13 protein-coding genes are annotated in these 15,530 nt (G+C 67.8%); 9 read left to right on the forward strand and 4 right to left on the reverse strand.

The genetic code is table 11. From position 1 onward, the window contains the following. Positions 1 to 110 precede the first annotated feature (110 nt). Positions 111 to 755 (reverse strand): cysteine hydrolase, encoded by a 645-nt coding sequence (locus tag ACFY3L_RS54145; RefSeq protein WP_389343722.1) that lies wholly within the window; start codon positions 753 to 755, stop codon positions 111 to 113. An 82-nt stretch (positions 756 to 837) separates the two neighbouring features. On the opposite strand from ACFY3L_RS54145, the gene ACFY3L_RS54150 reads away from it, so the two are divergent. The 3 genes from ACFY3L_RS54150 to ACFY3L_RS54160 all read left to right on the forward strand — a co-directional run bounded on the left by ACFY3L_RS54150 (position 838) and on the right by ACFY3L_RS54160 (position 4,041). Further along, positions 838 to 1,785 carry a GlxA family transcriptional regulator gene (locus ACFY3L_RS54150; protein ID WP_389343725.1) on the forward strand — a complete coding sequence of 316 codons (948 nt, stop codon included), beginning with the start codon at positions 838 to 840 and terminating at the stop codon, positions 1,783 to 1,785. 569 nt (positions 1,786 to 2,354) lie between these two features. Next, entirely contained in the window at positions 2,355 to 2,876 is a 522-nt protein-coding gene (locus ACFY3L_RS54155; RefSeq protein WP_389343755.1) for an RNA polymerase sigma factor, read from the forward strand. After that, positions 2,869 to 4,041: a hypothetical protein gene (locus ACFY3L_RS54160; RefSeq protein ID WP_389343728.1), complete on the forward strand. Its 1,173-nt coding sequence runs from the start codon at positions 2,869 to 2,871 to the stop codon at positions 4,039 to 4,041. Before ACFY3L_RS54155 ends, ACFY3L_RS54160 begins: the two co-directional genes overlap by 8 nt. 213 nt (positions 4,042 to 4,254) lie before the next feature. On the opposite strand, the gene ACFY3L_RS54165 is transcribed toward ACFY3L_RS54160, so the two are convergent. Continuing rightward, positions 4,255 to 4,830, reverse strand: a complete 576-nt coding sequence (locus ACFY3L_RS54165; RefSeq protein WP_389343730.1) for a hypothetical protein — start codon at positions 4,828 to 4,830, stop codon at positions 4,255 to 4,257. Positions 4,831 to 5,153: 323 nt separating this feature from the next. Continuing rightward, positions 5,154 to 7,124: a BTAD domain-containing putative transcriptional regulator gene (locus ACFY3L_RS54170; RefSeq protein ID WP_389343732.1), complete on the reverse strand. Its 1,971-nt coding sequence runs from the start codon at positions 7,122 to 7,124 to the stop codon at positions 5,154 to 5,156. Positions 7,125 to 7,229: 105 nt separating this feature from the next. Here ACFY3L_RS54170 and ACFY3L_RS54175 point away from each other — a divergent pair, with 105 nt between their 5' ends. The 6 genes from ACFY3L_RS54175 to ACFY3L_RS54200 all read left to right on the forward strand — a co-directional run bounded on the left by ACFY3L_RS54175 (position 7,230) and on the right by ACFY3L_RS54200 (position 14,453). Next, complete coding sequence (locus ACFY3L_RS54175) at positions 7,230 to 8,108, forward strand: alpha/beta fold hydrolase (protein ID WP_389343735.1); 879 nt, start codon at positions 7,230 to 7,232, stop codon at positions 8,106 to 8,108. A gap of 673 nt (positions 8,109 to 8,781) precedes the next feature. Beyond that, positions 8,782 to 9,906 (forward strand): glycoside hydrolase family 11 protein, encoded by a 1,125-nt coding sequence (locus ACFY3L_RS54180; protein WP_389343737.1) that lies wholly within the window; start codon positions 8,782 to 8,784, stop codon positions 9,904 to 9,906. 518 nt (positions 9,907 to 10,424) lie between these two features. After that, positions 10,425 to 10,787, forward strand: coding sequence for a hypothetical protein (locus ACFY3L_RS54185; RefSeq protein ID WP_389343740.1), 363 nt, complete (start codon positions 10,425 to 10,427; stop codon positions 10,785 to 10,787). Position 10,788: 1 nt separating this feature from the next. Further along, positions 10,789 to 12,102, forward strand: coding sequence for a caspase domain-containing protein (locus tag ACFY3L_RS54190; protein WP_389343743.1), 1,314 nt, complete (start codon positions 10,789 to 10,791; stop codon positions 12,100 to 12,102). A gap of 290 nt (positions 12,103 to 12,392) precedes the next feature. After that, positions 12,393 to 13,358: a hypothetical protein gene (locus ACFY3L_RS54195; RefSeq protein WP_389343746.1), complete on the forward strand. Its 966-nt coding sequence runs from the start codon at positions 12,393 to 12,395 to the stop codon at positions 13,356 to 13,358. 210 nt (positions 13,359 to 13,568) lie between these two features. Continuing rightward, a complete protein-coding gene (locus ACFY3L_RS54200; protein WP_389343749.1) occupies positions 13,569 to 14,453 on the forward strand; it encodes a hypothetical protein in 885 nt (294 codons plus the stop codon). Between the two features lie 229 nt (positions 14,454 to 14,682). On the opposite strand, the gene ACFY3L_RS54205 is transcribed toward ACFY3L_RS54200, so the two are convergent. Further along, on the reverse strand, positions 14,683 to 15,219 hold the full coding sequence (locus ACFY3L_RS54205) for a hypothetical protein (protein WP_389343752.1): 537 nt from the start codon (positions 15,217 to 15,219) through the stop codon (positions 14,683 to 14,685). Positions 15,220 to 15,530: the final 311 nt, after the last annotated feature.

Raw genomic sequence — 15,530 nt, forward strand, 5'->3', positions numbered from 1 at the left:
GCAGTGAGCACGCGCCGGAACTACACCACCGACATCGGTCGGCCTCCAATCAGTGAGTTCACTCGCAAGGTGTGACCTCGTGTCGCAACGGCAGATCAGTGCATCCGGGCTTATGCCGGAGGAGTCGCCGGGGCGTGGGGCAACCTGGTCAGGAGATCGTTGACGCGGAGCACGTGCGTGGCGTAGAGCGGGCCGGTGAGTTCGGTCGCGGCGTGTTGCAACTCCATGCTGAAGGCGGCCGTGGCGTCTTTGGCGAGCGTGACCGAATAGCCGAGTTCCATGGCGTACCGGCCGGTGCCTTCGACGCAGCCGGGGGCGGTCATGCCGGCCAGGATGACGGTGTCGATGCCGTGTTGCCGCAACTGCTGGTCGAGGTCGGTATGAGCGAAGCCGTTCATGCCCCAGTGTTCGCTGCTGACGACGTCGCCGTCGCGGGGGCCGAACTCGGGGTGCCAGTCGCCGCCGATGGCGCCCAGTTCGTAGAGGCGGGCGTCGCGCAAGAGAGCGTGCGGACGCTGAGCTCGGGTCCAACCGTTGACATCCCCGGGACGCCATCGGCGGTGCGGGGCGACGAACACCTGGATGCCGGCGGTCCGCACACCGTTCAAGAGTGCCCGCAGGTGATGATGCAGCCCGATCGTCGTGGCCACGTCTTTGACCCGGGGCCAGATCTTGCCGTTTTCGGCCAGGAAGTCGTTGTACGGGTCGACCAGCACCAGGCCGGTGCTGCGGGCCGGGTAATCCGCGTTGTCCATGCGGTTCACTGTGGCCGACCCGGACGCGGTCCGGCAGTGGCACACATGCCGACGATCGAAGGTTTCGTGCCAGTATGGATACGTGCCCTTTCATCGCGTCGCGGCCTACATCCCGTCCGGCGCGGCGGCCCTCGGGCTCGGCATGGCCAGCGCCGCCTTCCGGTCGCGCTCCGCCGGTCCCGGGTTCGACTTCGCCGTATGCGCCGACCGCCGCGGACCCGTGGCCACCGACGCGGGTGTGCCGGTCATGGTCGACGACGATATCGAGCTCCTGACTCGAGCCGATCTCGTCCTGGTGTTGCCCGGGGCGCAAGATACGCAGGAGCCGGCGGACGCGCTGCTCGACGCGCTGTGCCGGGCTCATGCGCGGGGCGCCATCGTCGCGGCGCATTGCCTCGGCGTATTCACGGTGGCGGCAGCAGGATTGCTCAACGACCGTGCCGCCACCACGCACTGGCAGCACGCGGACGATCTTGCGACACGGTATCCGATGATCACTGTCCAGGCAGAACTGCTGTACGTCGACCAGGATCGGATCGTCACCGGCGCCGGCGCGGCGGCCGGGATGGACATGTACCTGCATCTGATCCGCCGGGAGCACGGCGCCGCCCACGCCAACGCCCTTGCCCGGCTCCTCGTGATGCCGCCACATCGCGAAGGCGGCCAGCAGCAGTACGTCGATGCGCCGGTCGCCGACGGTCGAGACGCCGAACGGCTCACCGATGTCCTCGCTTGGGCGCGCGCCCACCTCGGCCGGCGGCTGACCGTCGACACCCTGGCCACTCGCGCATTGATGAGTCGCCGCTCGTTCATCCGCCACTTCGCAGCGGCGACCGGCACCACTCCCCACGCTTGGCTGCGCGCTCAACGGCTCAGCTTGGCCGAGGAACTACTGGAGAACACCAGCCTGACCACCGAACAGATCGCCCAGCAGGCCGGGTACAGCAGCGCCGCCGCTCTACGCCAGCAGTTCCTCCAGCGTCGTGGCATTCCGCCGCGCGACTATCGCCGCGCCTTCCGCCAAGCCTGAACCAGGAGGGACCGTTCAACGTCATCACGTGCGCGCTCATCGGCAGATGAGTTAATTGATCAAGCACTCTCACCGGTCAGGCCGTAACCCGACGTAGTCGCCTCGTCTCGACGGATCCGGATGCCGGCGGGACAACGGGGCTCGCGCGGGCATTGCCCACACGTGATCGGTTGCTCGCTGGTTTTATGACCCGTAGGTTCAGGGTTCCAGTCCCTGGCGGCCCACCATGTCTCCGACCTGGGAGTACTTGGGTGGGCGGCGCTGATTGGCCCGGGCGGTCTTGTCCTGGTTCACGATTGGGCGTTCTGTGCGGCATGTCGTCGAGGCAGCTCACCTCAACCAGGAGGAGTCGCCAAGGCTGAGGCCGCTGTGGCCAGTTCATCGAGTTCGGCTTCCAGGGGCGACAGTACCGACGTGACCGCCGTCCGCATCGCTAGGTAGCCCACACCTCCCTTTCCGCTGCGCTGAGCGAAAGGATCTTTGCAACCGCCGCGGCGCGTCAGGCGTGTCGACGGTGCCCGCTCAACAAGGGGCGGCGAGAGGGAGGGAAGGACAGTGTGACCGCGACGATGACACGCAGCAACGCAGTGCCGAACGTCGACGTCCGACATGACTTCGACGAGTTCTACACGGCGGCGTTCCCCGTCCTGCGATCGCAGCTCTTCGCGTATCTCGGCGACCGCGCCGAGGCGCAGGACGTGGTGCAGGAGGCGTTCTGCCGGGCGTTCAGCAAATGGAAGACCATCAGCACGTACCAGGACCCCTTCGCGTGGGTCAGGCGGGTCGCCTGGAACGTGGCCACCAGCCGCTTTCGCCGGCGCCGAACCGCGCTGAACTTCCTGCGCAACCAGCGCGAGGAGCACGCCGAGGGACCGTCACCGGATCGGATCGTCCTGGTGGCGGCGCTGGCGAAGATCCCGCCGCAGCTGCGCAAGGCGGTGGTACTGCACTACATCGGCGAGTTGCCGGTCGCTGAGATCGCGGCGCAGGAGGACGTTGCGGAGGGAACGGTCAAGAGCTGGCTGAGCCGGGGCCGCGCGGCCCTCGGCGAGCAGCTGGCGGAGCGTAAGGGAGGCAGGAGCAATGTCTGAGTTCGACGACCTGATCAACGACGCCCTCGGGGACTTCCGCGCCGCGGAGGCCACTGTTCCCAGTGTCACGCCTGGCACAGCCGCCGTCCGGGCCACCGTCAAGCACCGCCGCACGGTACGGCTCACCACGCTCAGCGTGCTGGGCGCGTTGCTGATCGCTGCTCCCATCGCGGCGTTTGCGTCCGATCCGCACGGCAACAACCCGCCGCCTACCCCGGCCGATTCGGTCACGCCGGGCCCGGTCGACCCGGTCACGCCGCCGTCCAGTCCGTCTGCCGGGGCGTCGGCGTCCGCGCGGCCTGACGGCGTGATCACGCTGGAACAGTTGGGCGCCGTCAAGGTGGACTTCCCGGCCTTCGCGAGCGGTCAGTGCGCGACCAAGCGGGTCACGCTGGTGACCAGCCGGCCGAAGGGCGAGACCAGGGCATGGGTGGCGAAGGTCGTCCACACCAACCTCGACGACGACTCGGCCCTCGAGACGGCCGCGCTGGTGCTGTGCCAGCCCGGGGAGGCGCCGGCGAGCCAGGTCGTCGCCTTCGACCGGGACGCGGCCGGCAACGTCGTCACGCTCGGCCAGGTCGTCGCCGAGGACTCACGGGCCAACGTCCGCGACATCAGCGCGCGCACTGGCGGCGGCATCGTCGCCGACGTCTCCGACAGCATTGCCTGCTGCGGGGCGTCCCCCAGTTCCGAGCGGCACCAGCAGCGCGAGTACGGCTGGGACGGCACGAAGTTCAGGCAGCTCGCCGGCCCGTCCGTGTTCGGCGACCCGGGCCGTGCGACCGACCTGCAGGTCACCGTCACCGACGTGGTCCTCGGCCCGGTCACTGACGGCAAGCGCACCGGCACCGCGAAGGTCACGGTGAAGAACAACGGCCCGAATCCGTCCGGCCGCTTCTACGTCAGCCTGGAGAACTGCTCGTTCGCCTGTTCCGGCGGGAGCGCGGCCATTCCGGCCTGGGTCTTCGGCACCGACCAGGCGCCCCACGCCCCGCTGGCCGCCGGCGACCAGCTCAGCATGACGATTACCGTCACCGTGGACGCCTCCTTCACGGAGGGCACGATCGAGGCGTCGGTGTCGGCGGTCGGGCTCAACGACATGAAGGGCGTCAACGACCCGAAGGTGGACAACAACCGCACCACGTTCCGGATCCGGACGAGCTGAACCCAACCACCAGCAGGAGGGGGCCTGGTTTCCACCGGGCCCCCTCGTTGGTGGCCGCGCGGGCGACGCTTGATCGCACCCGTCGGAACGTCCTGACATCGGCACGAGTGCGCGCGCCTGCGGAGCGTGACGGTCTTCGGGTCGGCCGCCGCGCGAGGAGCGGCAGATGCGGGCACGGTCCCGACCGGATTGCACGCCGCGGGACGGACCGCTTCAGATGATGCGCTCGTCCATGATCTCTACGGTCAGATGGGGCCATGCGGCGAGGGTCAGCCGAACCAGCTCGGGCGCTGACACCAGCCGTGCCGTACTGAGCGCTGTGTCGGCGAGGAAACGCACGGTCGTCCCTGTCGCGTCATTGGCGGGCACGGGGAGCAGGTCGGTGACGGGCATGCCGTGTTCGTAGCGTTGGGTCCACGCCCCGTCGCTGCGGTGATTGGTGTGGATGAGCCACTCACTGAGTGCCGCGACGACTGACATGCCCCGACGAGGGCGGCCGTCGGGGAGCCGTTGGGCGTCGGGGAAGTCGAAGTATCGGAGATCCTTGGTCGCCATGACAGGCTTCTTGATCGGCTGGCCCTGCTCGTCGTAGCGGGTATCGGTTCCTCGCCCGTTGTCCGCAACGGACACCGAGCCGTCGCTGTGCAGGGTGACAATGCACCGTCCTGCGGCCGTAGTCTCGGCTTCGTCAGCCGCATACGCGATCACCTCAAGGATCAGGTGCACGATGCCGCCGGGAGCAAACCTCGCTGGATGCTGGCGAACCTCGGCCAAGTGCTCGGCATCCACGGTGCTTTCCCAATCATGCGTTGTGTTGCGCCACGGCATCCTTGAGTCGCCCACTCACGAATTGTCCCGGCCAGCCGACCTCACCAACATCCCGCCCGGGGCGCACTGTCATCGGCCAGAACGGGAAGCCCTGGCCTCGCCGTGCTGGTCACCCGCTGTAACGGTACGGGCTGTTCGCCGCGCACCAACGGCGGCAGATCCGCACATGTGATCAAAGCACGTTGTCGGTCGTTGGCGGCAGGCCGAACGCGATGCGGGAGGGCTGTACTCGTGGTGGCCCGGCGATCGGGGGCGACCTGGACGTCATGGCCCAGCTGTCCGGCTCATCGGGTGCCGCGGAGGGCCGCATTGAGGTGGTCGAGATGGCGTGCGACGGGGCCGGCGGTCAGCATGCCGCTGCCGGCCCCGGCCAGCTCGTTGGCGGCCGGCGTGAGCTCGGTCCGGGCGCGTCTCATCACCGTCCGGTCGTCCAGGGCGATAGCGGCCTTGGCGGTGAGGCACCATAGGGCCTCGAACAGCAGATCGCGCGGCGGATCCGGGGCCTGACGCAGCGCCGCGGTGGCATCGGCCCGGCGGTCCCGGGCCAGCAGGACGAGCGGGCGCACCCAGGGTGTGTAAGGGCCCCAGTCGGTGTCATCTTCGAAGCGGATCGGCTCGCCGTGCCGCACGCGCAGGCACAGCAGGGCCAGCGGTAGGAGGCCCTGCTCGACACCGGGCATGCCGGCGTTGGCGAGCTGTGCCGCGGCGTCGCGGTAGGCGGCTTCCGCGGCCTGTGGCGACGGCCCGGTCGCGGCGAGTCGCAACGCGCGGTACCACTTGGTGAACACGCCGACCAGCGGGCGGTCGTGCCGCTCGGCGAGCCGGTCCGCTGCGGCGGCGTGCTGGTCGCCGGTGGCGAAGTCCGCGAGCGCGCTGCGGGCCTGGAGCCGGACGAGATGACCGAGGATCTCGAACGTCGCCAGGCCGTGCCGGGCGGAGAGCGCGACCAACTCTGCACCGATCTCGTCCCGCTCGGGAGCCAGGCCCGCGCGGTGAAAGGTCTGCATGAACACGCCGTTCAGGGCGAAGGCCAGCAGGGCCGGGTCGCCCAGGCGGCGCGCGATCCGCTCCGCCTCCTGGGCCGCCTCGCGCCCGCGCGCCGCGTGCGTACCGCGTGACTCCACCGCGATCGTGGCAAGCAGTCGAGCTCGGGTGGTCTCGGACGAGCCTGGGCGAACGGCGGTCAGGGCCCGCTCGGCCGCGGCGACGATCCGCGCCGCCTGCGCCGGATCATCCGAGCGTGTCCAGATCGCGGGTACGTCGTAGCCGCCGATCACCCGGGCGGTGAGCTCGGGATCGCCCAGCTGCTCGGCCGCGGCGATGGCGGCGATCCGCTGCTCCCGCGCCGCCTCGAGTCCGCTCGCCCCTGTCACGGCGAGACTTCGCAGCAAACCGACGGTGGACTCCAGCCGAGCCCCGGAACCGGACGCCACGGTTCGGTCGTATGCCGCCGCGGTCTCCGCCCAGACCCGTTCCGGTCCCGGGGAACCGGGACCTTCGCTGACCCGGTCGGTCTGGCGGAGGATGTCGGTCTCCAGGCGACGCAGTCGCGGGCCCGGATCGATGCCGAGCTGTTCCAGGAGTAGGCCGCGGGCTCGGCGCAGTACCGCAAGCGCGTCACCCTGGCGCCCCGCGCGGGAAAGCGCAAGCGCCAGCAGCCGCCACGCCTCCTCCCGCCACGGATGCTCGGCCACGTGCGCGTCGAGATCCGGTACGACGTCGGAGGCGCGCCCAACAGCCAGTCGCGCCTCGGCCCGCTGCTCGATCGCATTCAGCCGTAACTGTTCGAGGCGGGAGCGCTCGACGCGGGCCCACGGCTCGTCGTCGAAGCCGGCGAACGCCGGCCCCCGCCACCAGCTCAGGGCACGATCGAGGCGCTCGAGTGTCTCGTGCGGGGGCGCCGTGGACGCGGCGGCGACCGCGTCCTCGAACCGCCAGGCGTCGACCGCGTCGGGCGTCGACCGAAGTGCGTAGCCCGGGCCCTCGGTGACCAGCAACCTAGCCGGCTCGCGTGGTGGACGCTGCGGCTCCAGCGCGCGCCGCAGCGCCGCCACGAACGTGCGAATCGCGCCGACCGCGCCCGGTGGAGGCTCCTGCCACAGGTCGTCGACGAGGTGGCCGACCGGTACGACCCGGCCGCGCGCGATGAGGAGCCGCGCCAGCACCGCGCGGTGTTTCGGCCCTTTCAGGTCGATCGGCGCGCCGACGCCGTCCCAGGCGACAACCGGCCCGAGAACACCGAACCTGATCTGCACTGCTCGAACCATCCTTCCGCGCCTGGGCTCAACCTGTCGCGCTCATTGTTTGCTCATCCGCGACCGGCACGCTGACATCGTCCACCCGACGAGAAGAGGACGATCATGACTTTTGCCATTCCCGGGTTCGACTACCAGCGTGTCGCGGTCGACGATGACGTGACACTCAACGTGGCGGTGGGAGGTACGGGCCGCCCGATCGTGCTGTTGCACGGCTTTCCGCAGACCCACGTCATGTGGCGGCACGTCGCCGCCGACCTGGCCGCCGACCACACCGTGATCTGTCCCGACCTGCGCGGCTACGGCGCCAGCGACAAGCCCGCCGCGCGCGACGGCGACACGTACTCCAAGCGGACCATGGCCGCCGACATCGTCACCCTCGCCGGCAAGCTCGGCCACGAGCGCTTCGCACTGGCCGGACACGACCGCGGTGCCCTCGTCGCCATCCGCGCCGGCCTCGACCATCCCGCTACGATCACCCACCTCGCCACCCTCGACGTCCTGCCGACCCTGGACATGTGGGACATCCTGCACGGGACCACCGCCGCGGTCGCGTTCCACCTGTACCTGATGGCCCAGCCACCCGGCCTGCCCGAGCAGATGATCAGCGCCAGTGCGGACGCCTTCTTCGGCTACTTCCTCGACGTGTGGACGCAGAGCCCGCAGGCCATTCCTGCGGACCTGCGGGCGGAGTACCTGAAGGCCTCCCGGGAGGCGGTTCCCTCCATCATCGCCGACTACCGCGCCTCGGCCGGCATCGACATCGAACACGACCAAGCCGACCGAGCAGCCGGGAACCGGCTGACCATGCCGGTCACCGTCGTCCAGCAGGACTGGGGAGCCGCACTCGGCTACGACGCCGCCGCGCTGTGGCGCACCTGGGCCGCCGATCTGGAGCACCGCACCACCTCGGCCGGGCACTTCATGGCCGAGGAAGCACCTGACGAGATCATCAAAGTGCTACGCTCACTGCTCGCACGGTAGCGAATCGCCTGCCCGCCGACAGCGCGGTGACGCGCTCAATTCGGCAGTTCAGTGCGCCGATCGCCGCATGACCTCATCACGCGGCGTGACGGACGCGGTCGACTCGCGCTCACCCTCGGCGGCAGAACCGCGCACCTGTCGCGTGCGCCGATCAGTAATGGGCGAGGATCTGCGTGACAGGGTGGCCGAGAAGCGCGGCCACATCGGCAAGTTCGACGGCGTCCGGCTCCTACTTGGCTCGAGTCGGATTCATGGCGCACACCTCGAATCGCGCGAACCCAGCCGGCCAGTCCTAACGCAGCGAGTGCAGGGCGATCGCGCCACGGCACGGTGCCCGAACGTCGAGGCTGTCGAAGCCCGTACCGTTCTCCTCGATCAGGCCGAAGCACGAGCGTGTCACGCCCGGCAGCGCTGAGCTGCTCGATCTGGGCTTCAGGAAGGACCTTCCCGAGCAGTTGATCGACCGCTCATTCGGTGAATCTTTCGCATTCCTGGTGTCGTAGCGCTGCAAAATGGCGGCCATTCCGTGTCAAATATTGTTCATTCCTGCCCGCTCGGCCGGCGGGGTGGAGCATAAGGCGGCCGTTTTCGAAAACGATTGACGCCCGCAGCGCGGCGAATCACAATTCCGCCATCGACGCAAGTCGACGTCGCCGCATGAAAGGACGCGCACATGAACGACGTTCCCGCATCTCCGAAGCGCCGCCGGCGCTACCGCGGAGGGCTGCTCATCGGCGGCGTATGCGCCGTCGCGCTCGTCGTGGCATCGGTCGCAATGACCGGCACGGCGCACGCCGAGGCCGACCGGACCGTCACGTCGAACACGACCGGCACCCACAACGGCTACTTCTTCTCGTACTGGAAGGACAGCGGCAACGTCACCATGACGCTGGGCGCCGGTGGTTCGTACCGGGTCCAGTGGAGCAACATCAACAACACCGTCGTCGGCAAGGGTTGGAAGCCCGGCTCCAACCACACGGTGAACTACTCCGGCACGTTCAGCGTCAACGGCAACGGCTACCTGGCGCTGTACGGCTGGACCACCAACCCGCTCATCGAGTACTACATCGTCGAGAATTTCGGCAACTACAACCCGAGCACCGGCGCGCAGCGGCTGGGCTCCGTCAGCACCGACGGCAGCACCTACGACATCTACCGCACCCAGCGCGTCAACCAGCCCTCCATCATCGGCACCGCGACGTTCTACCAGTACTGGAGCGTCCGGCAGCAGAAGCGGACCGGCGGCACCATCACCACCGCCAACCACTTCAACGCCTGGGCGAGGCTCGGGCTGAACCTCGGCCAGCACGACTACCAGATCATGGCCACCGAGGGCTACCAGAGCAGCGGCAGCTCCAACATCACGGTGAGCGAAGGTCCGGTCGTCGGTCCCACCACCTCGTCGCCCCAGGTCCCCTCGGGCAATGCGAAGCGGATCGTCGGCGCCCAGTCCGGCCGGTGTATCGACGTGCCGAACTCGTCGACCACCAATGGCACCCGGGTCCAGCTCTACGACTGCCACGGCCAGAGCAATCAGCTGTGGACGCAGACATCGAGCAGGCAGCTGACCGTGTACGGCAACATGTGCCTGGACGCCGCAGGTTCTGGCAACGGCTCGGCGGTGCAGATCTACAGCTGCAACGGACAGGCCAACCAGCAGTGGAACGTCAACAGCAACGGCACCATCAGCAACGTGCAGTCCGGCCGCTGCCTGGACGTCTGGGGCACTGCCAACGGCCAGCAGGTGCAAATCTACGACTGCAACGGACAGGCCAACCAGCGCTTCAACTTGAGCTGATCGGATGTGCTGACGACGGGGTGACGGCAGGACCTGCCGCCACCCCGCTCGCCGTTCTCCTCAACCTCGGACCGCCAATCTTTGACGACGCCACACGCACGGCTGTAGTGCTCGACACCCTGACCGACCGCCTCCAAGCCGACACCGTCACCCGCGGCGCGGTCGCGTGGACGCCGGACTTCGTGGGCACGTACGCGACCAGGCCCTGACCGCACCGAACGTCGCCATCACCGAGTACAACTGGGGGCGCGCTGCACGACATCAACGACGCGCTGACGCAGGCCGACGTCCCTGTCCGAGCTGCTGGATCGCGTCGGCTGCACCGAGTTCGCCGCGTGCATCGACACCGCGGCGGCGCCGTGAGCCTATCGGACAGATTCCGGTGAATGATCGGCCGACGCGTTGCCGCACCATACGCCGACATTGATTGGAATCAGTTGTTTGCGAACAGGACTTCCGGTTGGTGCAGCGATTCTCGTTGCACGGTACGGTCCAAGTTGTCCCGAACGAGGAGCAGCATGGAATCGACAGTCACAATCACCTCGCCGGATCCTGACGAACTGCGCACCCTCAACATGTGGCTGCGCGACGAACCGGAGTTGCAGCGCAAGGTAACACTGCTGCCGGAGCCGCCACAGCAGGGTGAAATGTCCGGTGGCATGCTGAGCGGCCTGGCGATCCTCGCTGGTCAGGCCGGCACCCTCGCGGTGGTTGCCCGTTCGTTGACCAGCTGGCTCGGCCCGCGCAGGGGCAAGGTGTCGTTCGTCATCCGGCGCCCCGACGGCGGCGAGATTGAATTCACTGCAGAGCAGACGCGCGGGGCAGACATGGATGACGTTCACCGGGTCATTGAGCGTTTCCTTGACGGTGGCGCGAGCTGACGTGCCCGACGACCTCCGCGACGCGCACGCGGTCCTCATCGGCGTCGGCGAGTACGACAGCGGGTCGGAACTGCCGAGAATCCCCGGCGTGCAGCATGCCCTGATCGCCTTGCACGAGGCGCTGGTACAGCGGTGCGGGCTGGACCGCACGGCCGTCAGGATGATCCTGAACCCATACACGCAGGACAATCTGGCCGACGAGATCGCCGCCGCGCTCGCCACCGCGAGCGGGCATCCGGTGATCTTCTACTACATCGGTCACGGGATGATCGACATTCGCTCGGAGCTGTACCTCGCCACACGGGCGACGAAGGGCGGCGCGGGATTTGGGCAGCCGGCCGCGCTGTCGTACGACCGGGTTCGGTCGATTCTGCGCGACGTCCAGGCGACCGCGATCGTGATGATCCTGGACTGCTGCTTCTCCGCCACTGCCATTGAGACGTTCGCGAAGATCGCCAAGATCGAGGGCGGCTACGTCCTGACGTCGGCGAGCCGGAACAAGACCGCAAAGGTGGCCGGCGACGACGGCCCGGCCTTCACCGCGGCGCTGCTGAAGCTGCTGGAGACGGGCGAGCCGGGCGGGCCGCCGTACCTCGACCTGGACACCGTGTACCGGCACCTGAAGCGCGCCCTGTCGAGCCTGCAGGTGCCGTACAGCCTCGACATGAACGAGACGGGCACCCGGATTCTGGCCGACAACCCCGCATATGCGGCGCCGGCAATTCCTCCCAAGATCACGCCGAGCGTCACGGGCAACGGTAGGCGGCGGCGATGGATCGCCGGTGCCGTGGCAGCCGTCGTCCTGGCGGCCGGCGCCGTGGCCGGCGCGCTGGCATTGCAGTCGGACGACAAGCCACCAGCGTCCCAGCGCACGACCGGGCCCCTCGGCCCGGCCCCGACCTCTTCACCGGCCTCCGCAGTCGTCGTGCCGCCCACCCCGACCGGCAGCACTCCGGTCGTTCTGACCGCCGCTCCCGACGGCTCCCGGACCGTGACGGTCTCCACCACGATCAACCGCCAGGCCCGCGCCGGCTACCAGTACTGGCTCGTCCTGCAGGTCCGTTACGACTCGAGTAGCGAGTTCTACCCGCGGCAGAACCTCGCCCAAGCGCCCCCGTCGTTCCGCATCGAGATTCCGAAGGACGCGGACCTCAATTGGAAGCGGGCCGGGCTCATCCTGGAGGTGCCTGACGACATGAGCCGGCGCTTCGAGACCGGCTTCCCCGACCCAGCAAACCCTTCGCACGACTACCTGCTCAAGCTTCCCTGCACCTGCGTCGTGTCCAACGAGGTGGACCTGCCCTTCAGGGATTGAACGGCAGGTCCATCCGCCATACCGCATCCTCCGCCGGGACCATCGCCGCGAACAGCTCCGCCGCGCGTCCGCGCGCAGTTCCGCCGCGACGGCCCTCGAGCAAGATCGGATGCGCTCAATTCGGCAGTTCAGTGAACACCGGTCTTCTCCGGGCTTGCGCATCCCATACGGAGAGTCACACCGGCGCCGATGGCGGTGCGCTCGCTCGGCGGCAGAAGCGGATACTCGGACCAACCTGTCGAAGGTCGATGATTGTCAGCCAGCGGAAATTGGGGTCGTAGCATCGGGTGATGAAGGTGATCAGGACCGCGACGCTTCGTTCCCGCGTCGACGAGGTGTTCCGGCGTCACGGTGGCGGCTGGTACGTGATCAGCGCTGAACATCTGGTTCTCGTTGGTCCTGCGCTCACGGTCGAGAAGAGCGTCGAAGTCCGGCGCAACGGCATGCCGGCGGCCAGCCCTGACGGGAAGCTCCTCGCCGTTCCCGGCACCGACACCCTCACCGTCTACGACGACAGCGGCGATCAGGTCACGACTGTGGCACTGCGGGGCTGGCCGGACGAGTCCAGCAGTGCCGTCACATTCTCCACCAGCGGGAACCACCTGTTGGCCATCTGCGCCGGGGAAGTTCGAGATACCGCCGAAATCCGCCGAATCGATGGCGACGCCGGTTGGGTCACCATCGCGACGGCAACGCTGCCGGTGATCAACGACGTGCATCCGGCGGTGTGGGCCCATCCCCACCGGTCCGCTTACCTCGTGAGCATCGGCGCCGGCCAGGACGGGCAGTGGTCCTGGTGGGTCAGCGATGACGCAGCGCTGGCCACCATCGAGATCAAGGCCCTCCGAAATCGGGCCGTATCCGGCCTGGCCGCCGAAGGAGAACTGGCCTTGAGCGTGCCCGGTGCCGACCATGAGGAGATCGCCTGGCACGAACTGCCCAGCGGAAACGTCGTCCGGCGCGTCGACGCCGTAACTTTGGTCAACGACGATGACGACGATGTCCAGCACACCGTGGACCTGGGCGACGGACGCCTGCTCGTCGTCACCGGGGAAGGCCACGTCCTCAGGGTCGAGCCTTCCCACGAGCGACCGATTATCACGGCTCGCATACCCGCCACCGATGCCTCGTCCCCGTACGGGTGGGCCGGCGCCAATCTTGTCACCGCCAATGACCTGCTGCTGTGGGACCATGACGGCGGCATCGCCCTGGCCGGCCTCACCGAACAAGCCGAAGACAACGCCGTCGATGCTTGAGCGATCTCATCGCGGCAGATGCGGATACCTGACCTTGGCGAACCAAGAATCTCAGCTATGGGCAAATCCACGCGGTGCGTCGGGCGTGGGCCATGCCGGCTAGGAAAGCGCAGTTCGCCATGTCGATGTGTCACGCAAAGGAATATCCGAGCGACGCGTGCCGCGCTTGCACAGACCGTGCCGACGGCCAGTGCCTGACACAATCCTCAGGTGACTGCCTCGGCACCATTCAGGTTTGACGTCATAAAGACCTACCCGCGTCGCGGGCCGTTGCAGCAGTACCGCGCGGCTGCAGCGACCGCGTTCGTCTGTATGCGCTGTCGGCAGGCGAAGACGGCCAAACTCGTTGCTACGAGCGGCGACGATCGCAGGGGTCTGCTGTGCAACGGTTGCTATGGCTACCTGTTGTCCGTGTGGGAGCTCCGGGCTGGCGTCCAACCGGACGCCCAGCGCGACGACGACCTGCTACACCTACTCGAGTCCGCGGTAACTGCCGCGCAGGTCGAACAAGGCCGCGCCGTGTTGCTCGCCCGGGAGGCACGGGCCGCCAGCTTGTCGGCAGAAGCGCAGACGTTGCTGTCGACTGCCGAGGCCGTGCACGCTGGTCTGGTGCCGTGGCAGGCGACCGACCTTGATTGGTCGGTGGCGGCGTTGCCGCTGTGCAAGGCCGTCGAGGTTGAGATCGGACGGCTGATCGCCCAGCCGCTCCGGGAGATGGCCCGTGGCGTGGATCTCGGTCCGGACGCCGCTCGAGGCGAGCTTAAAGCCATGGTCAAGTACTGCCGGAGTACCGGCGACACGCATATGATGCTCGGACCGTTCATCGGCTTCCTGAAGGGCGTCACCGCAACTGAGTCCGCAAACGGACCCCTCGCCGCGACTGTCCGCGGGATGTCAAGAGCATGGCCACATGCGGACTGGCTGTTCAATCCAGACGGGTTGGTGGCGGCACTCGACCAGCTTCGCGTACGGTACCGAAACCCGGCGGCACACACCGAGATCCTCGACCAGACTGCGTTTGAGGGATGCTCCAGCCTAGTGGGCGGACCGGACGGCCTGCTGTGGCGCCTGCTGTTGTCCACTCAACCGCGATAGACGCTCTTGCCGTCAGCCGCAGGGATCCACACGCACGCACCATCATTACAAGCCCGAGCCCGATCTTGACGATCAGTTTTTGCACGGCAAGGCCCGCAATCCGGCGAGCGCAATGTCATCGGCACGAACGGACACCGCCGCGGCCCCCTGTCGGCCATCACGCTTCGTTGCAAAGCGCCTTGCCATGAGCGGATTTCCGCTCTTGCAGTCTCTATGTCCGCGCCGCCGCTCAGCCTGTTCTCGCCGCACTGGTACCGAACGAGACAAGGTCAACCTGCTCAGCGGTGGGCACTCTCAACTGCCGGCGCACCGCCGCGTAGAAGCGGGGCAGTTCGTCCAGCACTCGTTGATCCGGTGCGGCTTCGTCGTCCTCACCGACGTCGGTGCCACCTTCGGCGACGACACGCATCGAGAACGCGTGGGCTTGGATACGTCGCGCGGACTCTTGAACGTCGAGACACCCGACGAGGCGAATCTGCTCCCGCAACGCTCGCATCGCCATGTGCAGGTCGTCGATCAATTGCCGTTGTGCGGCTTGGGCTTCGGCAGATAGTAGGTTGTTGCCAGGATGTCCTCTGAGTCGTCCGGCTGCGTGCATCAGCTGACGGGTAGTGCCGGCAAACTCGGCGCACAACCGATACAGCTCTGCATCCCAGCGGGTAGAGAGTTGCGCACGCTGTTTGGCGCGTTCGATCAGGTAGGTCGGGAGGAATCCGAGGACGGCACCGAGGACGAGCGTGATGATGGTGGCGGCAAAGTCCGGCATTTCATCGACGGTAGTGAGAAAGCGCAAGCAAGCAGGGCCTGCTGCCTGGCAGTGATGCGGGAGCCCGAGACACACGCCGTCGGCCCGGCAGCGAAACGACGCAGACAGTCCAGCGCATCCGCAAATCGGCACAAGCGAGTACTGCTGCCATGGCTCGTCGTCGGAACCCGCCGCCACGAAGCGTGACGTTGTCGCGGCGGCAGCCGCGCGGGACCTGGCCGGGTAGGCCACGCGCATTGCGGCGCGTGGCCCCCCTCAGAACCGGACTTGCGCGTTTCCGCGCATCCGGCTCAAGCAAGCCCTGTGGCGGG

Source organism: Dactylosporangium sp. NPDC000521, from assembly GCF_042898305.1.
Classification (GTDB): Bacteria; Actinomycetota; Actinomycetes; order Mycobacteriales; family Micromonosporaceae; genus Dactylosporangium.

Coding starts and splice junctions, on each gene's coding strand:
- ACFY3L_RS54160 (WP_389343728.1), top strand. CDS start 2,869: ATGTCTGAGTTCGACGACCTGATCAACGACGCCCTCGGGGACTTCCGC.
- ACFY3L_RS54205 (WP_389343752.1), bottom strand. CDS start 15,219: ATGCCGGACTTTGCCGCCACCATCATCACGCTCGTCCTCGGTGCCGTC.
- ACFY3L_RS54185 (WP_389343740.1), top strand. CDS start 10,425: ATGGAATCGACAGTCACAATCACCTCGCCGGATCCTGACGAACTGCGC.
- ACFY3L_RS54155 (WP_389343755.1), top strand. CDS start 2,355: ATGACACGCAGCAACGCAGTGCCGAACGTCGACGTCCGACATGACTTC.
- ACFY3L_RS54195 (WP_389343746.1), top strand. CDS start 12,393: ATGAAGGTGATCAGGACCGCGACGCTTCGTTCCCGCGTCGACGAGGTG.
- ACFY3L_RS54145 (WP_389343722.1), bottom strand. CDS start 755: ATGGACAACGCGGATTACCCGGCCCGCAGCACCGGCCTGGTGCTGGTC.
- ACFY3L_RS54180 (WP_389343737.1), top strand. CDS start 8,782: ATGAACGACGTTCCCGCATCTCCGAAGCGCCGCCGGCGCTACCGCGGA.
- ACFY3L_RS54175 (WP_389343735.1), top strand. CDS start 7,230: ATGACTTTTGCCATTCCCGGGTTCGACTACCAGCGTGTCGCGGTCGAC.